Raw genomic sequence first — 23,717 nt, 5'->3', positions numbered from 1 at the left:
AGTGCCTTGCACGATCCGCCTCGCATTCTCGCGGTCGACGATACCCCGGAGAACCTTGAGATTCTGCGTATGCGGCTCGAGGCGAATGGCTACGAAGTGGCGACCGCCGCCGATGGTGAAGAGGGGTTGGCAAAAGCTCGCGAACTCACGCCGGATCTGATCCTGCTCGACATCATGATGCCGAAGCTGGACGGTATCAGCGTGGTTCGCCTGCTCAAGCAGGATCTCTCGCTGCGATCGATCCCGGTCATTCTTGTCACCGCAAAAGCCGACACGCGCGATGTGGTCGAGGGGCTGGACGCCGGGGGCGATGACTATTTGACAAAGCCCTTCGAGCACCAGGCGCTGTTGGCGCGGGTGCGCTCGATGCTGCGCCAGAAGGCGCTTCACGATACCGTCGCAAGCCAAGCCGTGCAGCTTTCCGATTGGAACCGCTCGCTCGAGCAGACCCTGGCGGAGCAGGTGATCGAGATCGAGCGAATGGGCCGGCTCCGGCGTTTCCTGCCCGCGCAGGTCGCCGACCTCATCCTTGCGGCGGGAAATGGCGACACGCTTCTGCAAAGTCACCGTCGCGAGGTGACCGTCGTTTTCTGCGATCTACGCGGCTTTACAGCCTTCGCCGAGACTGCCGAACCTGAGGAGGTGATGGCGGTTCTTGGCGAATACCACGCCTGTCTTGGTGAACAAATCGTCCGCTACGAGGGAACTCTTGAGCGATTCGTGGGCGACGGCATCGTCGTCGTTTTCAACGATCCACTGCCCTGCGCCGACCATACGGAGAGAGCCGTCCGCATGGCTGCGGCGATGCGTGATGCGATTGACGAGCATTCAGAGCAATGGCGCAAGCGCGATCACTTGCTCGGCTTCGGAATCGGCATCGCCCGAGGCCATGCAACCATCGGGCGGATCGGTTTCGATCAGCGCGCCGATTATGCAGTGATAGGCACAGTGTCGAACCACGCCGCCCGATTATGCGAGGAAGCCAGGCCACGCCAGATTCTCGTCAGCCAGCGGGTCGTTGGTGCCGTCGAATCCCTGGTTGAGTCCGTCGCCGTTGGCGAACTGACGCTGAAGGGCTTTCGCCGACCGATGCCTGCCTATGAAATTGTGCGGTGGATCGGTCGGCCAAGCTAGGGATCACTGTGCCTAATGAGATAGATCGCCTCCTGCGCTGAATGGGCCATACAATGATGCGGGCAGCTAGACCGATCAGCGATCGGACGGCCTTTGAGCTCCATGGCCGTTGCTCCCTATTCGCCTCGCTCGGGGAAACTTCCGTCAGCTCGCAAGGCACGTTACAGATACCTGGTTGGCTTCTTTCAAGCCCGGTCGCCACAAGGCGCGACAGGAGTTTCCGGAAGTCCAGCCCAACCTGTGAACAGCGCCTGGACAAGATGGCCGTAGCGGATGTGCAGCGTCCGTTCATGGCGCAAGCTAGACTTCTGTGAACGCGAACTTTGGACCCGATCCAGTCGTCACGTGGGATGAACTCGAACGTCTCGAATTGGTTCGAGAAGGCGCCTTTTGGCAACTACCCGACGATCCGTTTTGTCAGCGCCCTGGAAGGTACGAGGGTTCCGTAAAGGGCTTGGCCCTGGCTGAGAGCATTGCCCTCGCCACGAACGTTGACAAGGCGTATGGTCGTTAATCGTTGGCTGAAAGCGTTCTTGGCCAGCGACTGAAGAACGACAAGACTCCCGCCTTTACAGGGCGTGCTCCAACTCGCGATTACTCGGCGCGCTCACGCATTGTCCGTCCTCTACTGGGGTCATTTGCTTGATTCCTAGGGGCGATCAGTTTGCCAAAGGAGCGTCCCGATGAAGCTAATTCAGAATCGTCGCGCATTCCTGGCCGGCCTGTCGGCGATCGGCGGTGCCGGGCTCCTCAATGTTCGCCCATCCAGTGCGGCCGGGGAGCCTGCTTTGGAAACGACAACCGTCCGCTTGGGGCAGTGGGTCGGAGGCGCTTACTGTTGGGCGTCCATCTACCTCGCCGGAGAACTTCTGCGCGCCGACGGTTTCACCGATATCCAATATGTCGAAGGCGACACCCACGTCGACAATTCCAAGTGGCTCTCCGCCGGCCTGATCGATTTCGACATGAACATGCCGTCGATGCACATTAGGTCCATCGACGCCGGCGTGCCGGTCAAAGTGCTGATCGGCGTGCATTCCGGCTGCTTCGAACTGATCGGCAACGACAGCGTCCGCAGCATCAGGGATCTGCGGGGCAAGCGCGTCGGGGGAGGGTCGGTGGAGTCGCATCCTCACATCCTGACGGCCCTCATGGCCAACTATGTCGGGCTTGATCCGGTGCACGATATCGAGTGGGTGGAGGGAGAACAGGCCCCGATGCAAATGTTCATCGACGGCAAGGTCGATGCCTACATGGCTGGTCCGCCCGAACCGCAGATCCTGCACGCCCGGAAGATCGGCCATACGATCGTCAACAACGGGACCGACCGCCCGTGGTCGCAATATTTTTGCTGTATGGTGGCCGGTAATGCGGACTATGTGAGCAGATACCCGGTCGCGACGAAGCGAGTGTTGCGCGCCATTCTCAAATCCGCCGACCTGTGCGCTTCTGATCCGTCGTTGGCGGCACAGCAGCTCGTCGATCGAGGCTTTCTGCCCAACTATGACGAAGCGCTTGGGACGCTGAACGGTGCTCAGCATGACAAGTGGCGCGTGTTCGACGCCGAGGACAGCGTGCGGTTCTATGCACTGCGCATGCAGGAGACCGGCATGATCAAGTCGAGTCCGCAACAAGTCCTGGCCAACGGAACGGACTGGCGTTTCCTCAACGAGCTCAAACGCGAGTTGAAGGCCTGAGACCCTAGCAGACGCAGTTCTCGCCTTGGCGCTGAACATAGCGCGGACGAGTGAGCACGACGCGCCGAACGACGAGCGCCTGCCGACAATCGGACTGGCTCAGGACATCACGTTGACATCGCAGGACGGGGCGCGCGTGTCGCTGCGCGATTTTCGCGGCGACCAACGCCGCCGGATGGTGGCAGCAACCAGCCTCCAGATATTCGTTGTCTCTGGAGGACTGCTGTTTCGTGGGAGCAGCCGTTTCCATCAACAGCAACCACACGGCAACAAATGTCGCAAACGTGTTATGTCGTCTGTTCGCTCGAATGTCCGCTTTTGGGTTACGGCTTTGGGCTGCTCAACGGCCGACATTGGGCGCGATCCGGCCTGTCGCGAACGCGAACTTTTGACCCCAAAGCCCCCATTTGGCGGCGAACCCATAGACGGTCGCTTCTGGCGCTAGTTGCCCGTTCCGGCGGCCGGCTCAACGGCAAGCCCTGACCCAAACGAGCCATTCCGGCAGGCAAGCGCTAATGTCTCGAATGTGGTGACTACGACATTGGTTACACCTCGCCGTATCAGCGGTCCATCAAACGTGCGGGAGAAGGGATTTGCTGGTGAGGTCGGTTTCCTTTCAGAACAACCAATACTATGATCCGCTGGGGCCAGGCCACCGATGGACCGCAAGCTTGCCGCGATTCTAGCCGCAGATGTAGTAGGCTATTCGACTCTGATGGAGCGCGACGAGGCCGGTACATTTGAGCGACTACGTGCCGGACGCAAGGAACTGTTCGAGCCCGAAATTGCCCGCCACCACGGCCATATCTTCAAGCTGATGGGCGATGGGATGCTGGCCGAATTCGGTAGTGTCGTCGATGCCGTCGAATGTGCAGTGTCGTTGCAGCGGGGACTGTCCGAGCGCAACGCCTCGCTTCCCGCAGTGGAACAGATCGTGGTGCGGATCGGCATCAACCTCGGCGAGGTGATCGTCGACGGCGACGACCGGTATGGCGATGGGGTCAACATCGCGGCCAGACTTCAGCAGTTGGCGGAATCGGGCGGCATCTGCATCTCGGGAAAAGTGGCCAAGGAGGTTGATAGGAAGCTGGCGTTCGCCTTTGAGCCAATGGGCGAACAGAGGGTCAAAAACATAGCCGAACCCGTTCAGGCGTATCGCGTGTTGCTTGATTCCGCGGCAGCGGGCAAGACCCTCCATGCTCGCCGCCAGCCGCGCGCCTGGCGTTTTCCGGCCGCGGCGGGAATTCTCGTCCTGGCTCTCGGCCTTGCAGTAGCATGGTGGCAGCCGTGGGAGAGGCCTGCACCGCTTGCCGTTCCGACCGTCAGCGAGGCAGCCGACACCCGGCCCTCGCTAGTCGTCCTGCCCTTCGACAATCTCAGCGACGACAAGGAACAAGAATATCTCGCCAACGGCTTCACCGAGGATCTGACGACCGCACTGGCGCGTGTGCCGGGTCTTTTCGTCTTCTCCCCCAACGCGGCCTCCGCTTACAAGGACAAGGACCCGAAGGAGATTGCGGCGGCATTGGGCGTCCGGTACCTGCTGAAAGGCTCGATTCGCCGCGTCGGCGACGACATGCGCATCAATGCGCAGCTGATCGATGGCTCGACTTCCAGACATCTCTGGGCGGAGCGTTTCGACGGCCGGTGGGCAGACGTATTCGCGCTGCAGGACAGCGTTGTCAGCAGCATCGCGGGTGCGCTCCAGCTCCGCCTGGTGAGCGGCGCGCCGGCTACCCGGGCCGGAGGCACCAGTAATCCCGAGGCCTATGAGGCCTATCTCAAGGGGATGGACATCTACAACCGTATCAACACGCCCGAGGAGTTTGCGCAGGCTGTGAAGTATTTCCAGCAAGCCGTGCAACTCGACCCCGATTTCGGCGCGGCGTACGCCCAGCTCGCCTGGGCCTACTGGGACGCGGATGTCGGTCGGGTCGTAGTAATGGGACTTACGACGGACGTGGCCCAGGGCAAGATCTATGAAACCCTGGAAGCGGCGGCCAGGGATCCTTCGCCGGGCTACTATCAGCTCGTCGCCGAGTTGATGGTCCGCGAGCACGACTCGGACGACGCAGTTACCGTTCTTCTGAAGTCGGTGGCGCTCGATCCCAGCGATACTTGGAATTATCTCTCGCTGGCCAATGCTCTGAATTTCAACGGCAGGCCGAAGGAAGTGCTTAGCTATCTCGATGCGGCTGCGCGCGTCGACCCAAACTCGTGGATGGACTACAGGCGCTACCAAGCCGGACTGGCCGAGTTCGGCCAGGAGAAGTTTGAGGACGCGGTTCGCTCTATCGAGAAGATGGACCTTATATCGGCCGATCCACGGGCGAAATTTTATGCCCTGCAGGTCCTTATTTCGGCTTATGGGCATCTTGGGCGCACAGACCAGGCCGCGGCGGCTTTGGAAACGCTTAGGAAGGTTGTTGGGCGGGTGGACAGGGGGCCGAGCCAGTTGATGACCCAGGATTACATGGTGTTCAAGAATACGGCCGATATCGAACGCCTTTTGGCCGGGCTGACCAAGGCAGGTGTGCCAGAGCTGTCGGCATTGGCAAAGGCAGGCATGAATCCGAAGGACCGGCTCACAGGGGCGGAAATAAAGTCTCTCATGTTCGGGCACGAAACGCGCGGAAAATTGGTAATGCCCACGTTCCTGCCGATGCAGCGCACAACCTCGGTCGACGGCGCCGTCAGCGAGACCGTTGGCCAGAGGAGCCGCGTAGGAACCTCGTGGGTGCAAGGCGATTTCTTGTGCAACGCCTTTCCCATAGAACTGACAAGCTGTGGGGCGATTTTTCGCAATGTGTTCAGGACGCCGGGGCGCGACGACGAATACAAGGCCGTTTACCGCGGGGACCAGTTCGAGTTTTCGGTCGTCAAGTGAACTCCCAAATGCCGCAAGGCCGTAAGTCTGCTTGCCGAGTAGACGCGACGTTGTTGGCATAACTGCAAACGTCGACAATTGGCGCTATCAAGACGTCCGGCCCTGTCGCTGACCACGTCTGCTTTCAGGCAGCGGCTAAGCCAATCTCTACGGCCGACATTGGGCGCAACCGCGACTTTCAGTGCAGTCACGTTCGGCTGACATGAGGCGCTCGCAACCTCAAGCGTGGTCGCCGGCAACGTATGCTTTTCGTAGTTGGCAGGACGGGGTTCTACAGCCGCTATGCGGCGCATTGCCGCCGCTAGCGAACAAACGCTACGGAATGAAGAAGGGCAAGTAGTCTGGGAAGGAGTCTGGGAAGGAGTAGGGCCTCCGTCCACTTGCTATGCATCGGAATGTGCATATATTGAGCATATGAGAGGTCGGAGATTTGTCATGGCCCACGCACAGCTCGCACATTCCACGGTGATTTCAGGCTTTGTCGATAGCCTGCAGGAGCCGCGCACGCCTTATATCTCGCCGAAGCGCCTGTCGCAGGCGCTCGGCGTGAAGGTGGCCAACTTGGCCCAGCTGACCGGTGTCCACCGCAACACGCTCCGCAACCCCTCATCGGAGCGCCTGCAGGGCCGGATGCGCGAGATGGTAAAAGTGATCTCGGCGGCGACGGAACTCACCGGCGACGTCAACAAGGCGATCTTTTGGTACCGCAATGAACCGATCGCCGACTATGGCCATCGTACCGCAGCCGAGCTCGTCGCGGGCGGCCAGGTCGAGGCGGTTCTGGCCTTTATCCGGGATCTCGAGAATGGTGCGCGCGGGTGAGGATCACCCGCATCGGTCCAGACGAAATCTTCCATCGCTATCTGACTCCCAAATGGGCTTTCCTGCCCACCAGCGGTGCAGGCGCAGCGATCGACGGCGGTCGTTTCAACCGGCCAGGCATCGAAGCACTTTATCTGTCGCGTGCGACCCAGACGGCGCTTGATGAATACAAGCAGGGAGCCAGCATCACCCCGCCCGCCACCCTTGCCGCTTACAAGATCACGCTCGCCGAGGTAGCCGACCTTTCGCAGGGTTTCGACCCGGACATCTGGGATGGCCCGTGGAAGGAGTGGGATTGTGCCTGGCGCCAGGTCGCTCGCATCGACAAGAAGATCCCGCCATCGTGGAAGCTCGCGGATCTGGTCATCACCGCCGGACTTCGCGGCATCCTGTTTCCGTCGCTGCGTCACGCCGGCGGCACCAATCTCGTGATCTTTCCGGCCAATCTTGTCGACGGCGACCATGTCGCGGTTCACGATCCCGATCAACGGTTGCCGCACGACCAGTCGTCCTGGTCCTGAGCTATCGACTGTCTCTGGGATCGCAACGCGACCACGCCCCCCGTCACGGCGCTTGCTCCCCAACGACATCGTCCTCGCCGTCGCCCTCCCCGCTCGCCAGCCCGGCTGGAATATCGCCGGCCAGCAGCTTCTCCTTCGACAGCAGCCCTGCGTCCTCAAGCGCCTCGAAATCCGGCAGCTGGCGCAGCGTGTCGAGCCCGAGCTGCGACAGAAAAGTTTTCGTCGTCACATAAGTATAGGGCGCGCCAGGTTGCGGCGAGCGCGGACCCGAAGCGATAAGATCCTGCGCGCGCAGCACGCCGATCAGGTCGCGCGACACCTCCTTGCCGAAGAAAGAAGACAGCTCGCCACGCGTGATCGGCTGGAAGTATGCAATGCACATCAGCACGAGCGCCTCCGCCTGCGGCAGTTCTTTTGTCTCCTCGCCCGCTGCCTTGCCGAAGGCTGCGCGAATGGCATCGCCAAAAACCTTTCTGGTCCGGTGCTGCCAGCCGCCGGCGACCGAGACCAGCTCATAGGGGCGGCCGGCGAGCTCGGCGCGGACGTCGTCGATGATCAGCTCAAGATTGCAGTTCTTGCCGACGACCCGCGCCAGCACCTCGCGCGGCACTGGTTCGCTGGCCGCAAAGACAACCGCTTCGACGCGGCCCATCCACTCGCGCCAGCGCAGTTCGGCCGGTAGATGTTCGAGCTCGGTGTCGAGCAAGGCCGGCTGTTCGTTCGGCTTGCGGCGGGCGGAGGCTTCGGCCATCGCTAGAGTCCAAACAGTCGGAACGAGGCGCGGCCGGTGAGCTCGCGCACCGCCTCGAGCTTTTGCAGCCGCTCGAACAGGCGCCGCGCCGCAAACCGCGACAGGCTTTTGGTCGTCAGCGATCCGGAGAGGGCGTCGTCGTCGAGCAGTCTTTGGATCACATCGCCCGCCCCCTTTGCCCTGAGCTTCGGTGCGACGGCGATGAGCCGCTCCGCGCGCCGCGACAGCTCGGCGGCCAACCGGCAGGCGTCCGCCGCCGCCTGCGCCAGCGCCAGGCACACTGCCCGCTCGAACCCTTTTTCGCCTGGCCGGATCCGCTTGCCGCCGCCAGGCTTGGACCGAAACGCCGGGCCAAAAGCGTGTGCCATCAGCAGCGGCAGCGGGCGCGGCCAGCGCAGGTTTTGCGCTAGCACCAGGTCGGCGAGCCACCAGGCAAAAAGCTCGGAGTCGGACTGCATGGCGACGACGCGAGCGGCGATTGCCGCCGCGGCGAACGGCGCCGGCCGCCCCGAGCGCGCCAGGTCGTCGATGTGTTCACAAACCGCGGCCAGCGCCTCGACGTCCCAATGGAGACCCATCTGGTCGACGACCTTTTCGAGCTGATCGGCGCTGGCGGCGGGCGGCTGCCCGGCCAACTGCCGCCAGGCGCCAAGGATGGCGCCAGCGGGTCCGGGTGCGGCACCTGGCGTGCGCAGGTGCCATGCGTCGCGCAAGGCGGCCTCGTCCTCCGCGCGCCCGGCCAGCCGCATGCTGGCGGCAGCGCATTTCAGCGCCAGCCGCTGGCGCCAGGCGCCGGCCCAGCCGGCTTGCGTGCGCGCGAGCGTCTCGAGCGCGCTCAAGGCGGCGCCGGCACAGAAGGCGGCGTCTGCGTCGGTGACGACAGCGCCGTTGGCCAGCGCCCAGGCCGGGACGACCGGCTCGAGAACGGGAACGGCGGCGGCGGGGTCGAGGCGAATCATGCTTCTGGAGGGTAAAGCAGCCGTGCGCTTTTTGCGACAAGCTTTGCACCAAAACGCACAGGCTGTCGTGCGTGCATAACGAATGATAATGTTGCCGTATCGTTCGTTTTTGTCCTTACGTTAGAAATGGCCGTTGTCGCCCGCGTTTCAACGGTCGCAGGAGAGTGTCAGCGACCAAGACTGGTGGTCATTAAAGGAGGTTGGACGAACACGGTGCACGGGCATATCTGCCACAGACGCTTTCAACCCTGCGGGCGCAAGTCTGTCACCGGCCGGTAGAAGATCACACGCACCGACGGAACAAGCTGGTTGAGGTAATCGAAATCCCGAACATTGCCGGTCAGGACCGTCGCCCCCAGCAGACCGGCCTGGTGAAAGATCAGCGCATCGTTGAGGAAGCGGCGTTCATGCCCCTCCCCTTTCGGCAGACGGCTCAGCCGGAACAGCAGGCCGGCAAGCATGCCGGCGCGTCCCCAGGCGGTGGCGTCGGGTGCATGCAGCCGGTGCACTGGAATGTCTTCAATCGTGCCTGCAACCACTTTCAGGACCGACTTCGTCGTGGGGTGCGCTGGGTCGAGCCGGCCGAACAGGTGGCTGAGCTCGGCAAGGCAGACGGCCGAGTGCTGACAGAGCCGATAGGTCAGAAGGTCATCGACCACTTTGGGCGTGCGCCCCTGAAGGACATCCAGATAGACGCTCGTGTCGAGAAGCAATGCACCGCCGACAGGCGGCTGGTCCCCTGCCCAGGACAGAGCGGAATCCGGCCGCCGTTCCAGCCCGGCACGCCGCTGTGGTTTGAGGGAACGCAGTGCGCTCCCGAGATCAAACGCCAAGATCAATGTCTGCGGTGATGCTGCCCTTGCGGCGGACGAGCCGGGCGCCAAAATCGTCCTCGAGGGCCAGCCGCGACAAGGCGAGCTCCAGCAGCTCAGTGTCGGAGGTCACATGAGCGCGCTTCTTTGCCGCCTCGATCAATTCCGACGGCACCCTGCCGGAAAGACGTGTGTTCTTGGCCGCGCCGAGAAGGCCGACCGCCCTCGCCTGCTCAAGCACCAGACGGTTCCGGGTGTGGGCGATCCGCTCCTCGCTTTCGGCTGCCGTTGCGCCACGTACGCTCATCCTGGATTCTCCTGTTGAACGAAACATAAGGGATGTTGAACATGAAGGCAAGGATCGGCACTGAGAAAGAGGGCCCTAGGAGGTACGCGACCGGCGCAAATCTCGGGAGCTATTGGTCAAGCACCTCGCGGTGGACAATTGGGCGCTTTGGTCGCACGTTGGGGCTCTCAGAATCGCACCACTGTGACATTCAAATGATCGAGAGTTTCGATGGGCAGTCCCCGTAATTTCATGACGCCCATCGACGCGGTCGACACCAGCGACCTGCCTGACATTGTCGACGTCGTCATGAAAATGGGGCACCCGGATGAGGCTCCCTCCCCTTCCACGCAGGTCCTCGACTCGCGACAAGCATCACTGCCTGCGCATCTCGAAAAGCTGGCCGACCGCGCGCGCGATTACGTCGAGGCGGCGAGTTCGGCAAACACCCGTCGCGCCTATGCCGCCGACTGGAAGCATTTTTGCGCCTGGTGCCGGCGCCAGGCGTTTGATCCGCTGCCGCCAGATCCACAAGTCGTCGGCCTCTACATCACGGCCCAGGCCTCAGGATCGGAACGGGACAAAAAGTCTGTGTCGACCATTGAGCGCCGCCTGTCGTCGCTGACCTGGAACTATACGCAACGCGGTCAACCGCTCGACCGGAAGGACCGGCATATCGCCACCGTGCTCGCCGGTATCCGCAATAAACACGCCTCCCCTCCCCGTCAAAAGGAAGCCATCCTGCGCGACGATCTTGTCGCCATGCTGGAAACGCTCGATCGTGGCACGCTGCGCGGTCTGCGCGGCCGCGCCATGTTGCTTTTGGGCTTCGCCGGCGGCTTGCGCCGCTCCGAAATCGTGGGCCTCGATGTTGCGCGCGATCAAACCGAGGACGGGTGCGGCTGGATTGAATTTTTCCCGAACAAGGGCGTGCTGGTTACGCTGCGAGGCAAGACCGGCTGGCGCGAGGTCGAGATTGGCCGCGGCTCGTCCGATGCCACCTGCCCGGTCGTCGCCCTGCAGACCTGGCTGAAGCTGGCCCGCATCGCGCATGGCCCCCTCTTCCGCCGCGTCACGGGGCAGGGCAAAGCTGTGGGCGCCGAGCGGCTCAACGATCAGGAGGTGGCGCGGCTGGTCAAACGCGCGGCCTTGGCCGCCGGCGTGCGCGGTGATCTTTCCGAGGGCGAGCGCGGCCAAAAGTTTTCGGGCCACTCGCTGCGTGCCGGCCTCGCGTCCTCTGCCGAGGTTGACGAGCGCTACGTGCAGAAGCAGCTTGGTCACGCCTCGGCAGAGATGACACGCAAATACCAGCGCCGGCGCGATCGCTTCCGCGTCAATCTAACTAAGGCGTCAGGATTGTAGAGTGCGGTACGCCCCCCCAGCCGCAGGTGACTCTGGATGCGCCAATCCACCCCGGCGCCACAGATCCAACCATCATGTTGATGGGTTTCCAAGGTTTATTGGTGCGGTCGCAAGCCTCCAACTTGAAGAGCTGTTCCCAGCTGGGAACTCAAAGTACGGGTTGTGGGAGAAGTTTGCTTCTCGATGAGTTCTCCAGGATCCTTCGCCGACACGTGGACTGGCCCCGAGGGAAGTTGCCTGGCGACTGCAGGAGCCTCTTGCCCGACGCTGGAGGAAAGTGCGCGTGGACAGGACGCCTACGTGCCAAACGGTGCTGATTGCTGTCAAATCGCGTGGGACGCTTGGCGACAGGTCCGAGCCGCTGAGTTGCCATTCGCGAGGGTCGCTCGGCCCGGAAGGAATGCCTCGTTGCAGGGTAGGGGCAGTGGGGCGTCTAACTTGTCAGCCTGGGGCGATCACCGAAGTGACATCGGAAGCGGCGCGGCATGGCTGCATCACAAACACAACCCATCGTCTCCGACGCACAGGATGGTGACTCCCATAGGACTGCGCGAACTCAGTGCCTCCGTCACAACGGGAATTTCGCCGCCGCGCCAAAGTGGGGGGAGGGGGTATCTCTCCATGCGCCGAAACCTACCTGCGCTTCTGTAGGTCGCTCGCCGCCGTACGCGGAAGCCAGAGGCCAACCGGGTACACCAACGTCGACTATCTACGAGAACAAAACGGGCAAGGGGCTCGCCCGTGCCCCCATGCTGCGTAACCAACTTCATAGCGGTCTTTTTCAATGCCTGATGCGCAACTTTGACGGCACAGAGAAGCCAGCGATAAAGAAAAGTTCCCAGCTGGGAACTGCCCTGTGTCCATTTGCTCGAATTCTCCGAATCGGGCATACCTCCAGTAACGGAAAAACCGCGTAATTCGAAAAGTTGGCGTAGTTGGCGTGGCGTTAACAGCTTGTTAACCACAGTCGCTATCAATAGGCGCTGGGTGCAAGAGGAGAATCTGGGTGACGCGGCATCTAAGTAGCCTTCAGTTCATGAATACCTTTTCGACGAAACTCGAGAAGGCACTCAACAATCTTTCGCTGGCTCAGTATCCTCCTGATGCGATTCGTACGATGCGCAAATTCACTTCGACGGAAGTGGCAGCATTGCTAGGAGTGACTGAAGCTTACATACGGCAGGTCTCCTTAAAAGGGCAGGGACCTGAGCCAGAGACAACGACCACCGGAAAGCGCCTATATTCTGTGGAGCAGGTGCTGGACCTTCGGATGCACCTGGCGGAAAAGGCACGGAAGAAATGGATCAATCCTCGTCGTGTTAAAGGCGAGGATTGCCAGATCATCGCGATCACGAACTTCAAAGGTGGATCGTCCAAGACAGCGACCACTATTCACTTGGGTCATTGGTTGGCACTACGTGGATATCGCGTTCTCGCAGTCGACATGGATCCCCAGGCGTCGTTAACAAGTCTGCAAGGAGCGTTACCCGGATTTGACTACCGAGAAGGTGACACCCTTTACTCAGCGATTCGGTTTGATGATCCGGTGCCAACGGAAAAGATTATCCATCAGACGCATATCATCGGATTCGACGTCATCTGCGCCGGTCTTGAGCTGACAGAATTCGAAACGGCCGTTACCCTTGAGATGCGCAAGAGCGGTGGAACCAGTTTTCTGCTTCGAGTGTCACAGGCCCTCGAACAGGTCGTCGATAGCTACGACATCGTTCTTCTCGACTGTGCGCCGTCACTCAATTTCCTGACACTTTCGTCGCTCACTGCCGCTACCGGAGTCCTAATCCCAGTTCCAGCGCACATGCTCGATGTCGACTCCACAGGGAAGTTTTTGGAGCTGGCCGCATCTTATATGCAAATCCTGGATGAGGCTGGTGCAGGCGCACGTTGGGATTTCGCCAAATTCCTCATCACAAAGTTTGAGGCCAACGACCACCCGCAAGCCAACATGCAGGCCCTAATGCGCCAAGTGTTTGGCGAGGATTTACTTCTGAATTCAGTCTCCAAATCCACTGCGGTTGCGGACGCTCTCACTTGGAAGCAGAGCCTCTATGAAGTGCAACGATCGAGGTTTTCGGCACCTAAAACTTATGATCGTGCAATCGAATCGATCAATGCCGCGAACGCGGAAATAGAAAGCCTCATCACAATGGCATGGAGGCGTGAACAGTGAGCCGTAAAGATTCTAAGGGCATGTTTGCTGCTGTTTTGGGGCAACTCGGGGAGGACAATTCGGAGGAGGGCGTCAGCCGCCGCACGTCATCGCCGCACCTGATGAAGGTGGCGGCTGGTGTTCGCCAAATGCAAGAGCGTAGCGATATCGCCGACAAGTTACTGAAGTCAGGCGAACAGATCATTGAACTCGATCCCGACAAAATACGGCCGTCGTCCATCACCGATCGATATGATGACGCCTACGAGATTTCCGCCATTGCTGAGATCACTGAATCCATGCGGGAGCGCGGTCAAATTGTGCCTGGATTGGTTCGGCCAGTACAAGGCAAGGATGGCGAGTTTCAAATCGTCTATGGTCGCAGAAGATTAGCGGCAGCTAAGCAGCTTGGGATCGGATTCAAAGCGGCCGTCCGCGAGTTAACTGATGAACAAGCAGTCATTTTCCAAGGCGAAGAAAACACCGCTCGAGAGGATCTTTCATACATTGAGAAGTGCGCTTTTGCGCTTGCGCAGCAGGAAGCGGGATACAAACGGGACACCATCTGCGCTTCGCTGTCGACAGGAAAATCGCATGTCTCCGAGATGATCAAAATCGCCTCATCGGTCGACAAGGAGATACTGCAATCGATTGGTAAAGCTCCCGGGATTGGTCGAGGACGATGGCAGGAATTCTCGAACCGCTATTCCATAGACGGCTCACCCGCAAAAGCTTTCGATCTTATTCGCAAAAACAAATTCCGCGAGGCAACGTCCGACGACAGATTCATTATTCTGCTTGAGACGCTTCCATCGGATCATAATGCGATCAAAGAACCTGCGGGTCCGGCCAAGCCATCAAAGCCCAAGATTGCTATGAAATCCTGGGCTGCTCCAGACAAAACAGTCAGCGTCAGCCTCAAAGACAACGGAAAAACTACCATGATTGCCGTGGGAGAGGCTGAAGGATCGCGTTTCGCAGCGTTTATCGCCGGACAACTGGACGACCTGTTTGAGGCCTTTCGGAAGTCCATCACGAAACAAGGAGTCTGAAACCGCAAAAGAAAAAGGCCCCCGAACGGCAAGCCGTGGAAGCCTCTCTCTGAACTAAGCACTCTGAGAATCGCATCTCCACGAATCACTGTCAAGAGTCATTGGCGTCGTTTTGGCGAGCAGGTTTCTTTTGCCTAATCGAGGGTGAAAGAAAATGGAGACGAATATTGCGACGACGCCCTTTGGGCGGCGGCCGATGACGCTTGGCATGATTTCAAGCCAAGTCACCGCAAGGGCCGTGCCGAAGGACGCGATCGTCCACAAATGGCATGTCTTCCAAGATATCAAGGACGCCAGGATCGCTCTGGGCGCCACCGATCGCGCCTTGGCTATTCTCGACGCGCTGTTGTCGTTCCATCCGGACACAGCGCTTTATGGCGACAGCGAACTGGTTGTATGGCCATCCAACGAGCAGCTTATCCGCCGCGCCAATGGCATGCCCCCAACGACCTTACGGCGCCACCTGGCCGTTCTGGTCGAGTGTGGATTGATCATCCGTCGCGACAGCCCAAACGGCAAGCGCTTCGCCCGGAAAGGGCAGGCGGGCGAGATCGAGCAAGCCTATGGCTTTGACATCTCGCCGATCGTGGCGCGCGCTGAGGAGTTCAAGGATCTTGCGGATGCGGTCAGATCTGAGAAGAAGGCATTTCGTCTCCTTAAGGAGCGGCTAACCATATGCCGGCGCGACATCGTCAAGATGATCGACGCCGGGATTGAGGAGGGCGTGCCGGCAAACTGGGGCAGGGTTCAGCAGGCCTACCAGGCGATTGTTGGTCAGATACCACGCACTGCACCTAGGCAGACTCTCGAGGTGATTGCCGAAGAACTTGAAGGCCTTTGGGCTGAAGTGCGTGAAGCATTGGAATCATTTGTAAAAACACAGAAAGTGGACGCCAATGAGTCCCAAAATGGGCGCCACATACAGAATTCAAAACCAGACTCTCAATTTGAATCTGAAAACGGCTCAGGAGATGAAGATGAAGCGGGCGGCAACGTTGCGGATACCGACAACGTACGCAGCCTGCCGAAACGCGAACTGCCGCTAGGGATCGTGCTGGATGCCTGCCCGAACATGCTTTGGCTGGTGAAGGGCGGCGGCGGAATCCGCAACTGGCGTGAATTTCTGGCCGCGGCCGAGGTTGCCCGACCGTCCATGGGCGTCAGCCCGAGCGCCTGGGAGGAAGCGCGAACGGCAATGGGTGAGCAGCAGGCGGCGATTACCATTGCCGCGATCTACCAGCGGCAGGACCAGATCAACAGCGCCGGCGGCTATTTGCGCAGCCTGACAGATCGAGCAAAGGTCGGAAAGTTCTCGGTCTGGCCGATGGTGATGGCTTTGTTGCGGGCCAAGCTTGACGCGTCGAAGACGACCGGAACCGGAGCTGAAGCCGCTGCCGTCGATCTGGAGGCGGCAGGCAAGGTTTTGCGCACCGAATCCCGGCTGGAAATCAGCGATGCGTTGCGCCGCAGCCTCGACAAGCCAGGGCGCGGATCATGATCAGCCGGGCGGGTTTCGATCCGTGGACGATGGCTGCAGCGCTTGTCGGGACGAGCGTCTTATGAGAGCGTTGAGGCATGAAAAACGAACACGACCGGGAACCGACGCCCGATGAAACCGCCGGAATGGTGTGGTGGAACTCACTTGCCGAATCCGATCGTGCGGCTTGGCTGGCGCGGGCCGGCAGCGCTGTTCCAGCTGATGCCTGGGCCGCGTACAAGCGGCTCGGGAATGTTGAGCGTCAGCCACGGACCGTAAACTGAAGACTGTTCTGCAGCGGGATGACGGTCAGCTCGCGGGTAGTTCGGCGACGAGTCCAAGCCGGCGGGCTCGATCGAGCAGGTTCTTGACTGAGGAGGCAGACCATTTTGCGCTCCCTCGTGGGGTACGCTCATGCAGGCGCTCGAGCTGGCCAGCGATGTCGCGTAGCGACAGGTCCGGGTTGGACTGCGAAATCCCTGCCACAAGAGTCATCAGGCGATCTTCGGGAGGCAGAGGAGACGCCCGCTTTAGCAGTGTGGCTTCGGCCAGGTGCTCGGTGACGAGCCACCTCACTGCCCGCCGCAGTCGTTCAGGCGTCCAGTCGAGGCCGCGCTGCTTCAGGACCCGAGCGATGTCGTCCCAGTTATGGTCTGGTCGCATCCGACGGACCGTCGGAAGCCACTGGTTCATCGTTGATTGTAGCCGTCGGCCATAAGCCGCCTTTTGTATCGCGGTCATTTTCGCCAGGGCTTCGGGCTTGCGCTCCCGGATACCAGGATTGCCTGGCAGTCGCCCCTTCGATCTTGCAGCGATGATTCCGGCCTTGGTCCGTTCCGAGATCAGCGCACGCTCGAGCTGGGCAACGGCACCGAGTACCTGTAGCGAAAACATGCCCTGTGGCGTCGACGTGTCGATTGGATCTCGCAGAGATCGGAAATGCGCGCCCTTCTCAGTCAGATCCTCGATCACCTGAAGAAGGTGGCTGACTGAGCGCGCAAGGCGATCGAGACGCACGACGACCAGGATATCGCCGGCGCCGATGTCGCTCATCAACCGCAGTAGGGCAGGGCGAGCTCTCGACGCACCGGATCCATATTCCTGAACGACGACGTCACAACCGGCCGATCGCAGCTCAATCTCCTGCGCTTCCGTCGCTTGTTCGTCCGTCGATACGCGCGCGTAGCCGATTCGCCGACCCTGTGGTCGACCGGAGCGTCGATCTTGCGCCTCACGGGCCATTTGCGGCGTCTCTCAGCATCGGGAAAGGGGCGTTTGTACAAACACCGAAGATATCAACAAACGATCGTTTGTAAACGTCTCTAGCGGCCCTTTGCGTAGCTCCAACGGCTTCGATGGGCCTGAAAATCAACGTTTTCTAGTCTCCTGACCGCCCAGGGCGTGGTGCTGTACAGTCCCGATATGCGGTCATTATCGATAGTGATATTTGTCCCTGAAGAAACACGACGTAAGTCCAGTGATACCCTCACTAGCTTGACCAACGCGAATCAGCCATCATGAAATCAATGGCTTACACGCTCGACAAACTGCCCCTGGAAACCCTGATCGGGCCGGTTGCCCGCGCGACCGAGGTTTTGGTCCGCCTCGACGAGCGGGTCGCCCGTTCGCCGGTCCGCGACGGCCTTGTCGAGCGCCAGCATTTTGCCGACGCGACGTCCGCGCTCTGGCTCGAGGGCGAACTCGTCCACCTCGAGGACCTCGTGCTGCACGACGCCCACATGGACATCCGCACCCCGACCCACGAACTCACCCGGGCGCACGCGGTGCTGCGAACCCGCCGGCGGATTTTTGCGCAAAAGCCGGACTGGGCGCTCAGCCGCGATGGTTTTTTGGCGCTGACCGGTCGCGGCGGCGCCATGCCGGCGGCGGGGCAAAAAAGCCGGGACGGGGAGGGGGCTGGAACCGCCTCTGTGGAAACCGACGATCGCGATGACGCTGAGGCCGATCTGCTGGGCGAAGAATTTGCCGAGATCGATGCCGTCCTGGCGCGCTCGTCAAAGCTTCTGAGCGGCGCCGACGTGCGGGTGAAAGCGGCGCGCCCGGACGACCGGCCGGAGCCGCAAAACGGCCTGATCTACGACCTCGACTGGAATGAGGAAGAACGGCTGGCCGAATGGCACGCTGTGCTCGCGGAAACGCGGGCGCAACCAGTCATCCTGCGCGCTGCGGTCCTGCTCGAAGCCTGGTCGGACATCGAGGTGCTGCAGCACGCCACATGGCTCGGGCCGCTGCTCGTGGCTGCACTGCTGCGACAGGAAGGTCTTGCCGCCCACCATCTCGCTTGCCTGCATCTCGGCGCGAAAAACATTCCGCGCGAGCGGCGGCGGGCGCGCAATCGCGGCGATCGGCTGCTCGCCTTGCTCGATGCCATTCACGACGCAGCAGTGGCTGGCCTGAAGGAACACGATCGGCTGGTGCTGGCAAAAAGCCAGATGGAGCGGCGGCTCAAACAACGGCGCGCCAGCTCGAAACTGCCCGACCTGGTCGAGCTGGTACTCTCGCGGCCGCTCGTCTCCACCGGCATGATCCAGGAGCGGCTAAAGGTGACAAAACAGGGGGCGCTCAACCTGGTCGGCGAGCTTGGCCTGCGCGAGATGACGGGCAGGGGGAGGTTTCGGGCGTGGGGAGTGATCTGAAACGAGCATCGAGAGGTGGCCGCCCTTGTTGTGGGCAATGATAAGAAACTAAGCTACTGATAATGCAACATTATCATTCGTTTTGTGTGAACGACAGGTACAGCGCTTTTTGCCTATTTTCGTTGCCAAAAGCGCCGCCATGATTCATCGTGTCTTCGACGATTCTGCGCCCCAAACCCTCTCAGCGCCACCACGCCACGCTTGCCGGTGCCCCTTCGACGGCGCCGATGGCAACGGTGCCGGCCTGGCTGCGCCGGGCCGTTCTCGATCCGCACAGCCTTGCGGCGAAACAGGTTGAGGACATTGCCATCACTGCCGGCGCCGCCATCGGCGCGCTCGATGCGGTGGTCCGCCGGCAGGAGCGGTGGGCCGGCGCCTGGCGGCAGCGCCTGGCGCTTGTCGCCGCCGCGGCAACGGCGAAGCGGGCCGGCCGCGTCGAGGATGAAGCAGCACTTCGCGACGCCGTGCTGCTCACACGACCAGGGGACAATGTCGGACCCGCCGGTCATTTGCTCCTCGCCTGGCGTCGGCTGGCATCCCGGCCCGCGGAGGAGTTGCTGACCGAGGCTAGCATCGCCAGGGTTCTGGAGGATCTTGGCCAGGCCCAAGACGACGAGGCGGTTAGCGATCTGACGGACGATCTCCGACAGCTTGCCGCCAACACCGCGTCGGCCGAAATGCTGGTCGGGGCCTTCGCGGCCGCGGAGCGTTACGGCTTCGGGCGCGTGCTCGGAGCCTGGCTTGCCGATGCCTTGCTGGCGCAGGGGCTAGGTTGGACGCATGCAATCCCTTTGCTGGGCGGCGAGACGGCCTTAGCTGTGGGTACGGGCCGGCCGCGTCGACCAGCGACTGCCGCTCTGGCTGCCGGTGCCGAAACGGAAGCCGATTGGGCCAAAAGCCTGCTGGCCGCGCAGGCGCGCGCTGCGCTGCGCGCCATTGATCTTTTCGCCGAACTCGAGCGCCGCGCGGACCGGCTGCTTGCGGTTGCGCCGAAACTCAGGGCCAAGGCGGCGGACGTCGTCGTGGAAAAGCTGCTCTCTGACGACGCGATCGTCGCCTCGGAACAAATCGCCGGCATGAGCGACCGTGGGCTGCGCCGCCTGTTCGACCGTCTGGTCGAGCTCGGCGCCGTCCGCGAGCTGTCTGGCCGCTCGACCTTCCGCATCTACGGGCTCTGACGACAATGGTGGAAGCGGTGCGCAGGCGAGGGGGGAGCCAGTCAGATGACCGTCGATCGGGCGAACGGCGATCAGCTGACCAGCTGTTTGATCGGGAGCTGGATCACCTGCCGCCGGAGGCGCGTTGGCGCGAATGGATGCAGCGCGTCGAAGCAACGATCTTCGCCGCTAGTGAGCCGGTCGGCCGCGAAACGTTGGCACGCATCGTCGGCAAGAGCTGCAGCATCGACCTTTTGATCGACGACATCCGCGAGGAACTGCGCGGCCGACCCTACGACTTGGTCGCCGTCGCCGGCGGCTGGAAGCATCTGACGCGGCCCGCCTATTCCGACGCCATCCAGACCGCGGTCGGCGGTAACGAGCGAGCCGTTGACCTGACACAATCCGAAGTGCTCGTGTTGATGTACATCGCCTATTTCCAGCCGATCACGCGTGGAGAACTGTCGTCGTTCTTCGGCAAGGAGATTTCTCGCGACCTGATCGGCCATCTCCGCGGTTCCGGCATGATAACCTCCGGTCCGCGCAGTCCGACACCCGGCGCTCCCTATACCTATGTCACGACCAAAGAGTTCCTGCTGCAGTTCGGGCTCGATACGCTGCGCGACCTGCCCGAACTGGAATCCCTCGAAGACGCTGGCTTGTTGAACCGACACAGCCCCACTGCGGGTGCGATGCCGATCGGCGCGACGACCGACGAGGATGAAGAAGGCCATGATGATGAGGCTCTGTCAGCATAACCGACACGTCACGGAAGCGACCTCACGCTGTGCACGAACACGTCGTGTCGGCGCTACGCTAGGGCTAGCTGCGGGGTAGCGCCGCCGGCCAATGGCTCGCAGGGAGAACGAATGCGCGGGTGCGCGCGAAGCCAAAGTGGGCATGTCTGGGAACAAGCTGCCGCCAACGCCATCCGTGGAAGCAGTTGACATAGATCAGCTGATCTCGCAGCTTCTTCGCCAATGAAGCGTGAAATGACTGTCGTCATCGCAGGGCTGGAGACCAAGAGCGAGAAGATTCGCGCGCTGTTGCACGAAGGGTACATGCGGACGGAGGTCGCGGACTTCCTCAACATCCGGTACCAACACGTCCGCAAGGTGGCCGTCGACGCCGGCATCGAAGGCGGCCTCCAGCGCGGCCTCGTCGTTGTTCCCAAGTCAAAGCCGATCCCGAAGGTTCGCGCCGATGTCGCGATCGACGTGCTCGCGGACGCCGGATTCGAGCGTCTGGGTACGTGGGTGGCCGACGGCGCAGGCGGCATCGGGCTTGACACCTCCGCACCGCGTGACGCCGGCGTCTACGTGTTCGTGGTCGACGGTCTCATCAAGTACATCGGCGTGAGTCGGGCTGGCATTCGCAGCCGCATGTCAAACTACCGGCTCGGCCAGGCCGGACAAAAAACCAGCGCCCGCGTGAACCAGATCATCAACGAACACGTAACAGCAGGCACAGTCGTCGAGATCTACATCGCGATGCCCCCTGCGCTCGAGTGGAACGGCTTGCCGGTGATCACGGCCGCTGGGCTAGAAGCCGGGCTGATCAAAATGATCCAGCCACCGTGGAACAAGATGGGTGTGGAGAGTTAGATGGCTAGGCGGTGGCGACGCGCCGCTATGGATGCGGACATTATCGATTTCGGCGGCTCGGCTATCATCAGGATTTCGCGCGGGACGAAGGGCGATCCCATGGCGAGCGTCGAACGCATGGAATGGTTCGAACCTGACGGCCATGAACACACAGGTTACGCGGATGCGGTGACGGACCGGCGACGGCCGGCAGCGGAGGTGCTCGCCGAATATCGAAAAACGACGGCTGTGGTTGCGGTCGAGAGCGAGGACTTGTGGGACGCGGCCTGGGGAGAATTGGCCAGCGAGCATCGCTAGCTGTGAGCTTTCGGGAGGTTGTCCATTCGGACCGGACCGAGATGACTGGAGTTACCAGACTTCAGTACTCACCGGAGGGTCCGAATGAACATCCATAAGAATGCCCGTCTCACGCCGCTGCGTCGAGAGGAGATGGCGCTGTCGGTGATAGAAGGGGCTTTTTCCAAAGCCCATGCGGCGTTGAGCGTTCCATACGGGCCGCTCAGTTGGCTAAAGAAAAATTCAAAACCAATCGTCAAACGACGTTATGATAATGTCCTGGTACAGTGTCTATCGGGCTAGCACTTGGGGGGATCATGGCTTGGTTTAGGGAGGAGACGAGTGAATCCAGCTGGAGGACGGCCAGTCTCAAGAAAAGCCCGCCTCCCGACCGTCTTGTCCTTCGTGGCCGGGTCGTCACAATGGACGGCAACTTCACCGTCATTGACAACTGTGTCCTTGCGATTGAAGGAAAGCGCATTGTCCATTGTGCCCCGGATGATCAGCCGCTGCCGGCGCCGTTCTCGCAAGACAGACCAATCGATGTTCAGGGCACGATCTACCCCGGACTATTTGAGCTACACAATCACCCGGCCTACAACGCCATCCCACTCTGGCGGGTTCCGGCTCACCACACTAATCGACAAGGGTGGCAGGCTGCAGCGTCCTATCGTCGGTTCGTTACCAACCCCGCCGCGCTGCTGACCCACGACCCATTGTCGAATAATGCGCGCGCTGTCGTCCGCTTTGTGGAAGGCCGCGCGTTGCTCGGTGGAGTAACCACGACACAAGGCCTCTCCCTCTCCAAAATGGACGGGAACGAAAAGGCCGCCTACGCAGGCTTGGTCAGGAACGTCGAGCTTCCGGATGACAACTCCTGGCCGGCGGCGCAAGACAAGATCGGCGATTTCAAAACTTACGCCCAGGCGGAGCAGGCATACGGACCGATTGTTGGCGACCGGACAAAGCCCTTCCTGCTGCACCTGTCGGAAGGCACCGACGACTACTCTCGCGCGTTCTTCGAGTCTCTCAGGAGTCCAAAAGGGGAATATCTGATCGGAGCCAACCTGATCGGCATTCATGCGACCGCTCTCAACCCTGATCAGATAGGGCGTCTCCGCCAGAGCGCTGGTATTGTTTGGTCGCCACTGAGCAACTTGCTCCTCTACGGTGCGACCACCGATGTCGGGACCGCCGTCCAATCTGGCGTGCAGATCGCACTAGGTTCGGATTGGGGTCCCAGTGGGACAAAAAACCTGCTAGGCGAACTGAAGATCGCCAAGATGTTTAGTGACAACCATGGCAACCTCTTCCCCGATCGCGAACTTGCCCGCATGGTCACAAGCACGCCTGCGACGATGATGGGCTGGGGCGATTTTCTGGGAACCGTCCAACCAGGAAAGCTCGCCGACCTGTTAGTATTGGATGGGACGTCAAAGGACCCGTACACGCAACTGGTGGAGGCAACGGAACGCGACGTGGTGGCAGTCCTTATCGATGGAAGGCCTCGCGCGGGCCGCGCCATTCTGCTTGACCCGGCAACCCTCGGCGTCGAATTGCTGCGGGTAGGAGGCCAGGACATGGTTCTCGACATTTGCGACCGGGGCCATCCCCTCGATGGGATGCCCCTTGGCACCGCCATATCCACGCTGAGCCATGCCCTTGAACATCTCCCCGACCTCGCCGAGCAGTTTCTTCCCCAGCATGAGCTTATGTCGGCGGCTTCGGATCGGTACGTCATCCATCTCGACATGGATGAAGACTACGCGATGGGTCTGATGGCGGGCGACGTTAAAATAGGTCGCGGCGATGTCGATCCGATGGAGCTTGATCCGATAACCGAGATCGACGATGGCCAATTTCGAACTCGTATCAAGAAAAACACGAATGTTCCGGCGTGGCTTCGCGAAGCTCTATAGTGGTTCATCGGCGAAGTGCACTTGAACGAACCAGAAATTCACTCTATGGTATCAGACGTTCGGCAAAGACAACAAAGACGAATGCCGAACATGATCTACAGTCGATCGTAACATTCTTGATAATTTTGTATGTACCTGCTCTAGATCTGCCGTGAGTGCGGGTCTCAGCCGGTGCAG

The 23,717-nt window shown here is 60.9% G+C and carries 22 protein-coding genes and 1 pseudogene; 18 read left to right on the top strand and 5 right to left on the bottom strand.

The window, feature by feature from the left end; all coding sequences use genetic code 11:
• Positions 1-6: 6 nt before the first annotated feature.
• From NKH70_RS25600 to NKH70_RS25575, 6 genes are all read left to right on the top strand, one after another.
• Positions 7-1,134 carry an adenylate/guanylate cyclase domain-containing protein gene (locus NKH70_RS25600; RefSeq protein WP_352508239.1) on the top strand — a complete coding sequence of 376 codons (1,128 nt, stop codon included), beginning with the start codon at positions 7-9 and terminating at the stop codon, positions 1,132-1,134.
• A 683-nt stretch (positions 1,135-1,817) separates the two neighbouring features.
• The gene (locus NKH70_RS25595; RefSeq protein ID WP_352508225.1) at positions 1,818-2,831 is read left to right on the top strand and encodes an ABC transporter substrate-binding protein; all 1,014 of its coding nucleotides are present in this window, start codon (positions 1,818-1,820) and stop codon (positions 2,829-2,831) included.
• Between the two features lie 25 nt (positions 2,832-2,856).
• Positions 2,857-3,276, top strand: coding sequence for a hypothetical protein (locus tag NKH70_RS25590; protein WP_352508226.1), 420 nt, complete (start codon positions 2,857-2,859; stop codon positions 3,274-3,276).
• A 213-nt stretch (positions 3,277-3,489) separates the two neighbouring features.
• Positions 3,490-5,718, top strand: coding sequence for an adenylate/guanylate cyclase domain-containing protein (locus NKH70_RS25585; RefSeq protein ID WP_352508227.1), 2,229 nt, complete (start codon positions 3,490-3,492; stop codon positions 5,716-5,718).
• A gap of 435 nt (positions 5,719-6,153) precedes the next feature.
• Positions 6,154-6,540: a hypothetical protein gene (locus tag NKH70_RS25580; protein WP_023680933.1), complete on the top strand. Its 387-nt coding sequence runs from the start codon at positions 6,154-6,156 to the stop codon at positions 6,538-6,540.
• Complete coding sequence (locus tag NKH70_RS25575; protein WP_352517316.1) at positions 6,537-7,061, top strand: RES family NAD+ phosphorylase; 525 nt, start codon at positions 6,537-6,539, stop codon at positions 7,059-7,061. The genes NKH70_RS25580 and NKH70_RS25575 overlap by 4 nt, the downstream gene beginning before the upstream one ends.
• Positions 7,062-7,104: 43 nt before the next feature.
• On the opposite strand, the gene scpB (NKH70_RS25570) is transcribed toward NKH70_RS25575, so the two are convergent.
• From scpB (NKH70_RS25570) to NKH70_RS25555, 4 genes are all read right to left on the bottom strand, one after another.
• On the bottom strand, positions 7,105-7,812 hold the full coding sequence (scpB, locus tag NKH70_RS25570; protein ID WP_352517315.1) for an SMC-Scp complex subunit ScpB: 708 nt from the start codon (positions 7,810-7,812) through the stop codon (positions 7,105-7,107).
• Between the two features lie 2 nt (positions 7,813-7,814).
• Complete coding sequence (locus tag NKH70_RS25565; protein ID WP_352517314.1) at positions 7,815-8,771, bottom strand: DUF1403 family protein; 957 nt, start codon at positions 8,769-8,771, stop codon at positions 7,815-7,817.
• A 242-nt stretch (positions 8,772-9,013) separates the two neighbouring features.
• Complete coding sequence (locus NKH70_RS25560; protein WP_352508232.1) at positions 9,014-9,604, bottom strand: type II toxin-antitoxin system VapC family toxin; 591 nt, start codon at positions 9,602-9,604, stop codon at positions 9,014-9,016.
• On the bottom strand, positions 9,594-9,890 hold the full coding sequence (locus NKH70_RS25555; RefSeq protein ID WP_352508233.1) for a hypothetical protein: 297 nt from the start codon (positions 9,888-9,890) through the stop codon (positions 9,594-9,596). Before NKH70_RS25555 ends, NKH70_RS25560 begins: the two co-directional genes overlap by 11 nt.
• A gap of 210 nt (positions 9,891-10,100) precedes the next feature.
• Here NKH70_RS25555 and NKH70_RS25550 point away from each other — a divergent pair, with 210 nt between their 5' ends.
• The 5 genes from NKH70_RS25550 (at position 10,101) to NKH70_RS25530 (ending at position 16,211) form a co-directional block, all read left to right on the top strand.
• Entirely contained in the window at positions 10,101-11,231 is a 1,131-nt protein-coding gene (locus NKH70_RS25550; protein WP_352508235.1) for a site-specific integrase, read from the top strand.
• A 1,006-nt stretch (positions 11,232-12,237) separates the two neighbouring features.
• Positions 12,238-13,419 (top strand): plasmid partitioning protein RepA, encoded by a 1,182-nt coding sequence (gene repA, locus NKH70_RS25545; protein WP_352508236.1) that lies wholly within the window; start codon positions 12,238-12,240, stop codon positions 13,417-13,419.
• On the top strand, positions 13,416-14,450 hold the full coding sequence (gene repB / locus NKH70_RS25540) for a plasmid partitioning protein RepB (protein ID WP_031195483.1): 1,035 nt from the start codon (positions 13,416-13,418) through the stop codon (positions 14,448-14,450). Before repA ends, repB begins: the two co-directional genes overlap by 4 nt.
• 154 nt (positions 14,451-14,604) lie before the next feature.
• A complete protein-coding gene (gene repC / locus NKH70_RS25535) occupies positions 14,605-15,948 on the top strand; it encodes a plasmid replication protein RepC (protein WP_353026373.1) in 1,344 nt (447 codons plus the stop codon).
• A 77-nt stretch (positions 15,949-16,025) separates the two neighbouring features.
• Positions 16,026-16,211, top strand: coding sequence for a hypothetical protein (locus NKH70_RS25530; protein WP_352671160.1), 186 nt, complete (start codon positions 16,026-16,028; stop codon positions 16,209-16,211).
• Between the two features lie 25 nt (positions 16,212-16,236).
• Here NKH70_RS25530 and NKH70_RS25525 read toward each other — a convergent pair whose 3' ends face one another.
• On the bottom strand, positions 16,237-17,169 hold the full coding sequence (locus NKH70_RS25525; protein WP_352884019.1) for a recombinase family protein: 933 nt from the start codon (positions 17,167-17,169) through the stop codon (positions 16,237-16,239).
• A gap of 284 nt (positions 17,170-17,453) precedes the next feature.
• On the opposite strand from NKH70_RS25525, the gene NKH70_RS25520 reads away from it, so the two are divergent.
• The 7 genes and pseudogenes from NKH70_RS25520 to NKH70_RS25490 all read left to right on the top strand — a co-directional run bounded on the left by NKH70_RS25520 (position 17,454) and on the right by NKH70_RS25490 (position 23,540).
• On the top strand, positions 17,454-18,584 hold the full coding sequence (locus NKH70_RS25520; protein WP_353026371.1) for an RHE_PE00001 family protein: 1,131 nt from the start codon (positions 17,454-17,456) through the stop codon (positions 18,582-18,584).
• Between the two features lie 227 nt (positions 18,585-18,811).
• A complete protein-coding gene (locus NKH70_RS25515) occupies positions 18,812-19,762 on the top strand; it encodes a DUF1403 family protein (protein WP_353026382.1) in 951 nt (316 codons plus the stop codon).
• A 5-nt stretch (positions 19,763-19,767) separates the two neighbouring features.
• Positions 19,768-20,499 carry an SMC-Scp complex subunit ScpB gene (gene scpB / locus NKH70_RS25510; RefSeq protein ID WP_353026370.1) on the top strand — a complete coding sequence of 244 codons (732 nt, stop codon included), beginning with the start codon at positions 19,768-19,770 and terminating at the stop codon, positions 20,497-20,499.
• 234 nt (positions 20,500-20,733) lie between these two features.
• Positions 20,734-21,345: a GIY-YIG nuclease family protein gene (locus tag NKH70_RS25505; protein ID WP_353026368.1), complete on the top strand. Its 612-nt coding sequence runs from the start codon at positions 20,734-20,736 to the stop codon at positions 21,343-21,345.
• Positions 21,346-21,642: a hypothetical protein gene (locus tag NKH70_RS25500; protein WP_353026367.1), complete on the top strand. Its 297-nt coding sequence runs from the start codon at positions 21,346-21,348 to the stop codon at positions 21,640-21,642.
• 84 nt (positions 21,643-21,726) lie between these two features.
• Positions 21,727-21,822 (top strand): annotated as a pseudogene (locus tag NKH70_RS25495) (IS481 family transposase); the annotation flags it as partial.
• A 221-nt stretch (positions 21,823-22,043) separates the two neighbouring features.
• Positions 22,044-23,540, top strand: coding sequence for an amidohydrolase family protein (locus NKH70_RS25490; RefSeq protein WP_353026366.1), 1,497 nt, complete (start codon positions 22,044-22,046; stop codon positions 23,538-23,540).
• Positions 23,541-23,717 lie beyond the last annotated feature (177 nt).

The organism is Mesorhizobium sp. M0991, from assembly GCF_040318915.1.
In the GTDB taxonomy this organism is placed as follows: domain Bacteria; phylum Pseudomonadota; class Alphaproteobacteria; order Rhizobiales; family Rhizobiaceae; genus Mesorhizobium.
The sequence above is the reverse complement of the archived record's forward strand: the minus strand, read 5'-3'. Positions and strand labels throughout refer to the sequence as shown.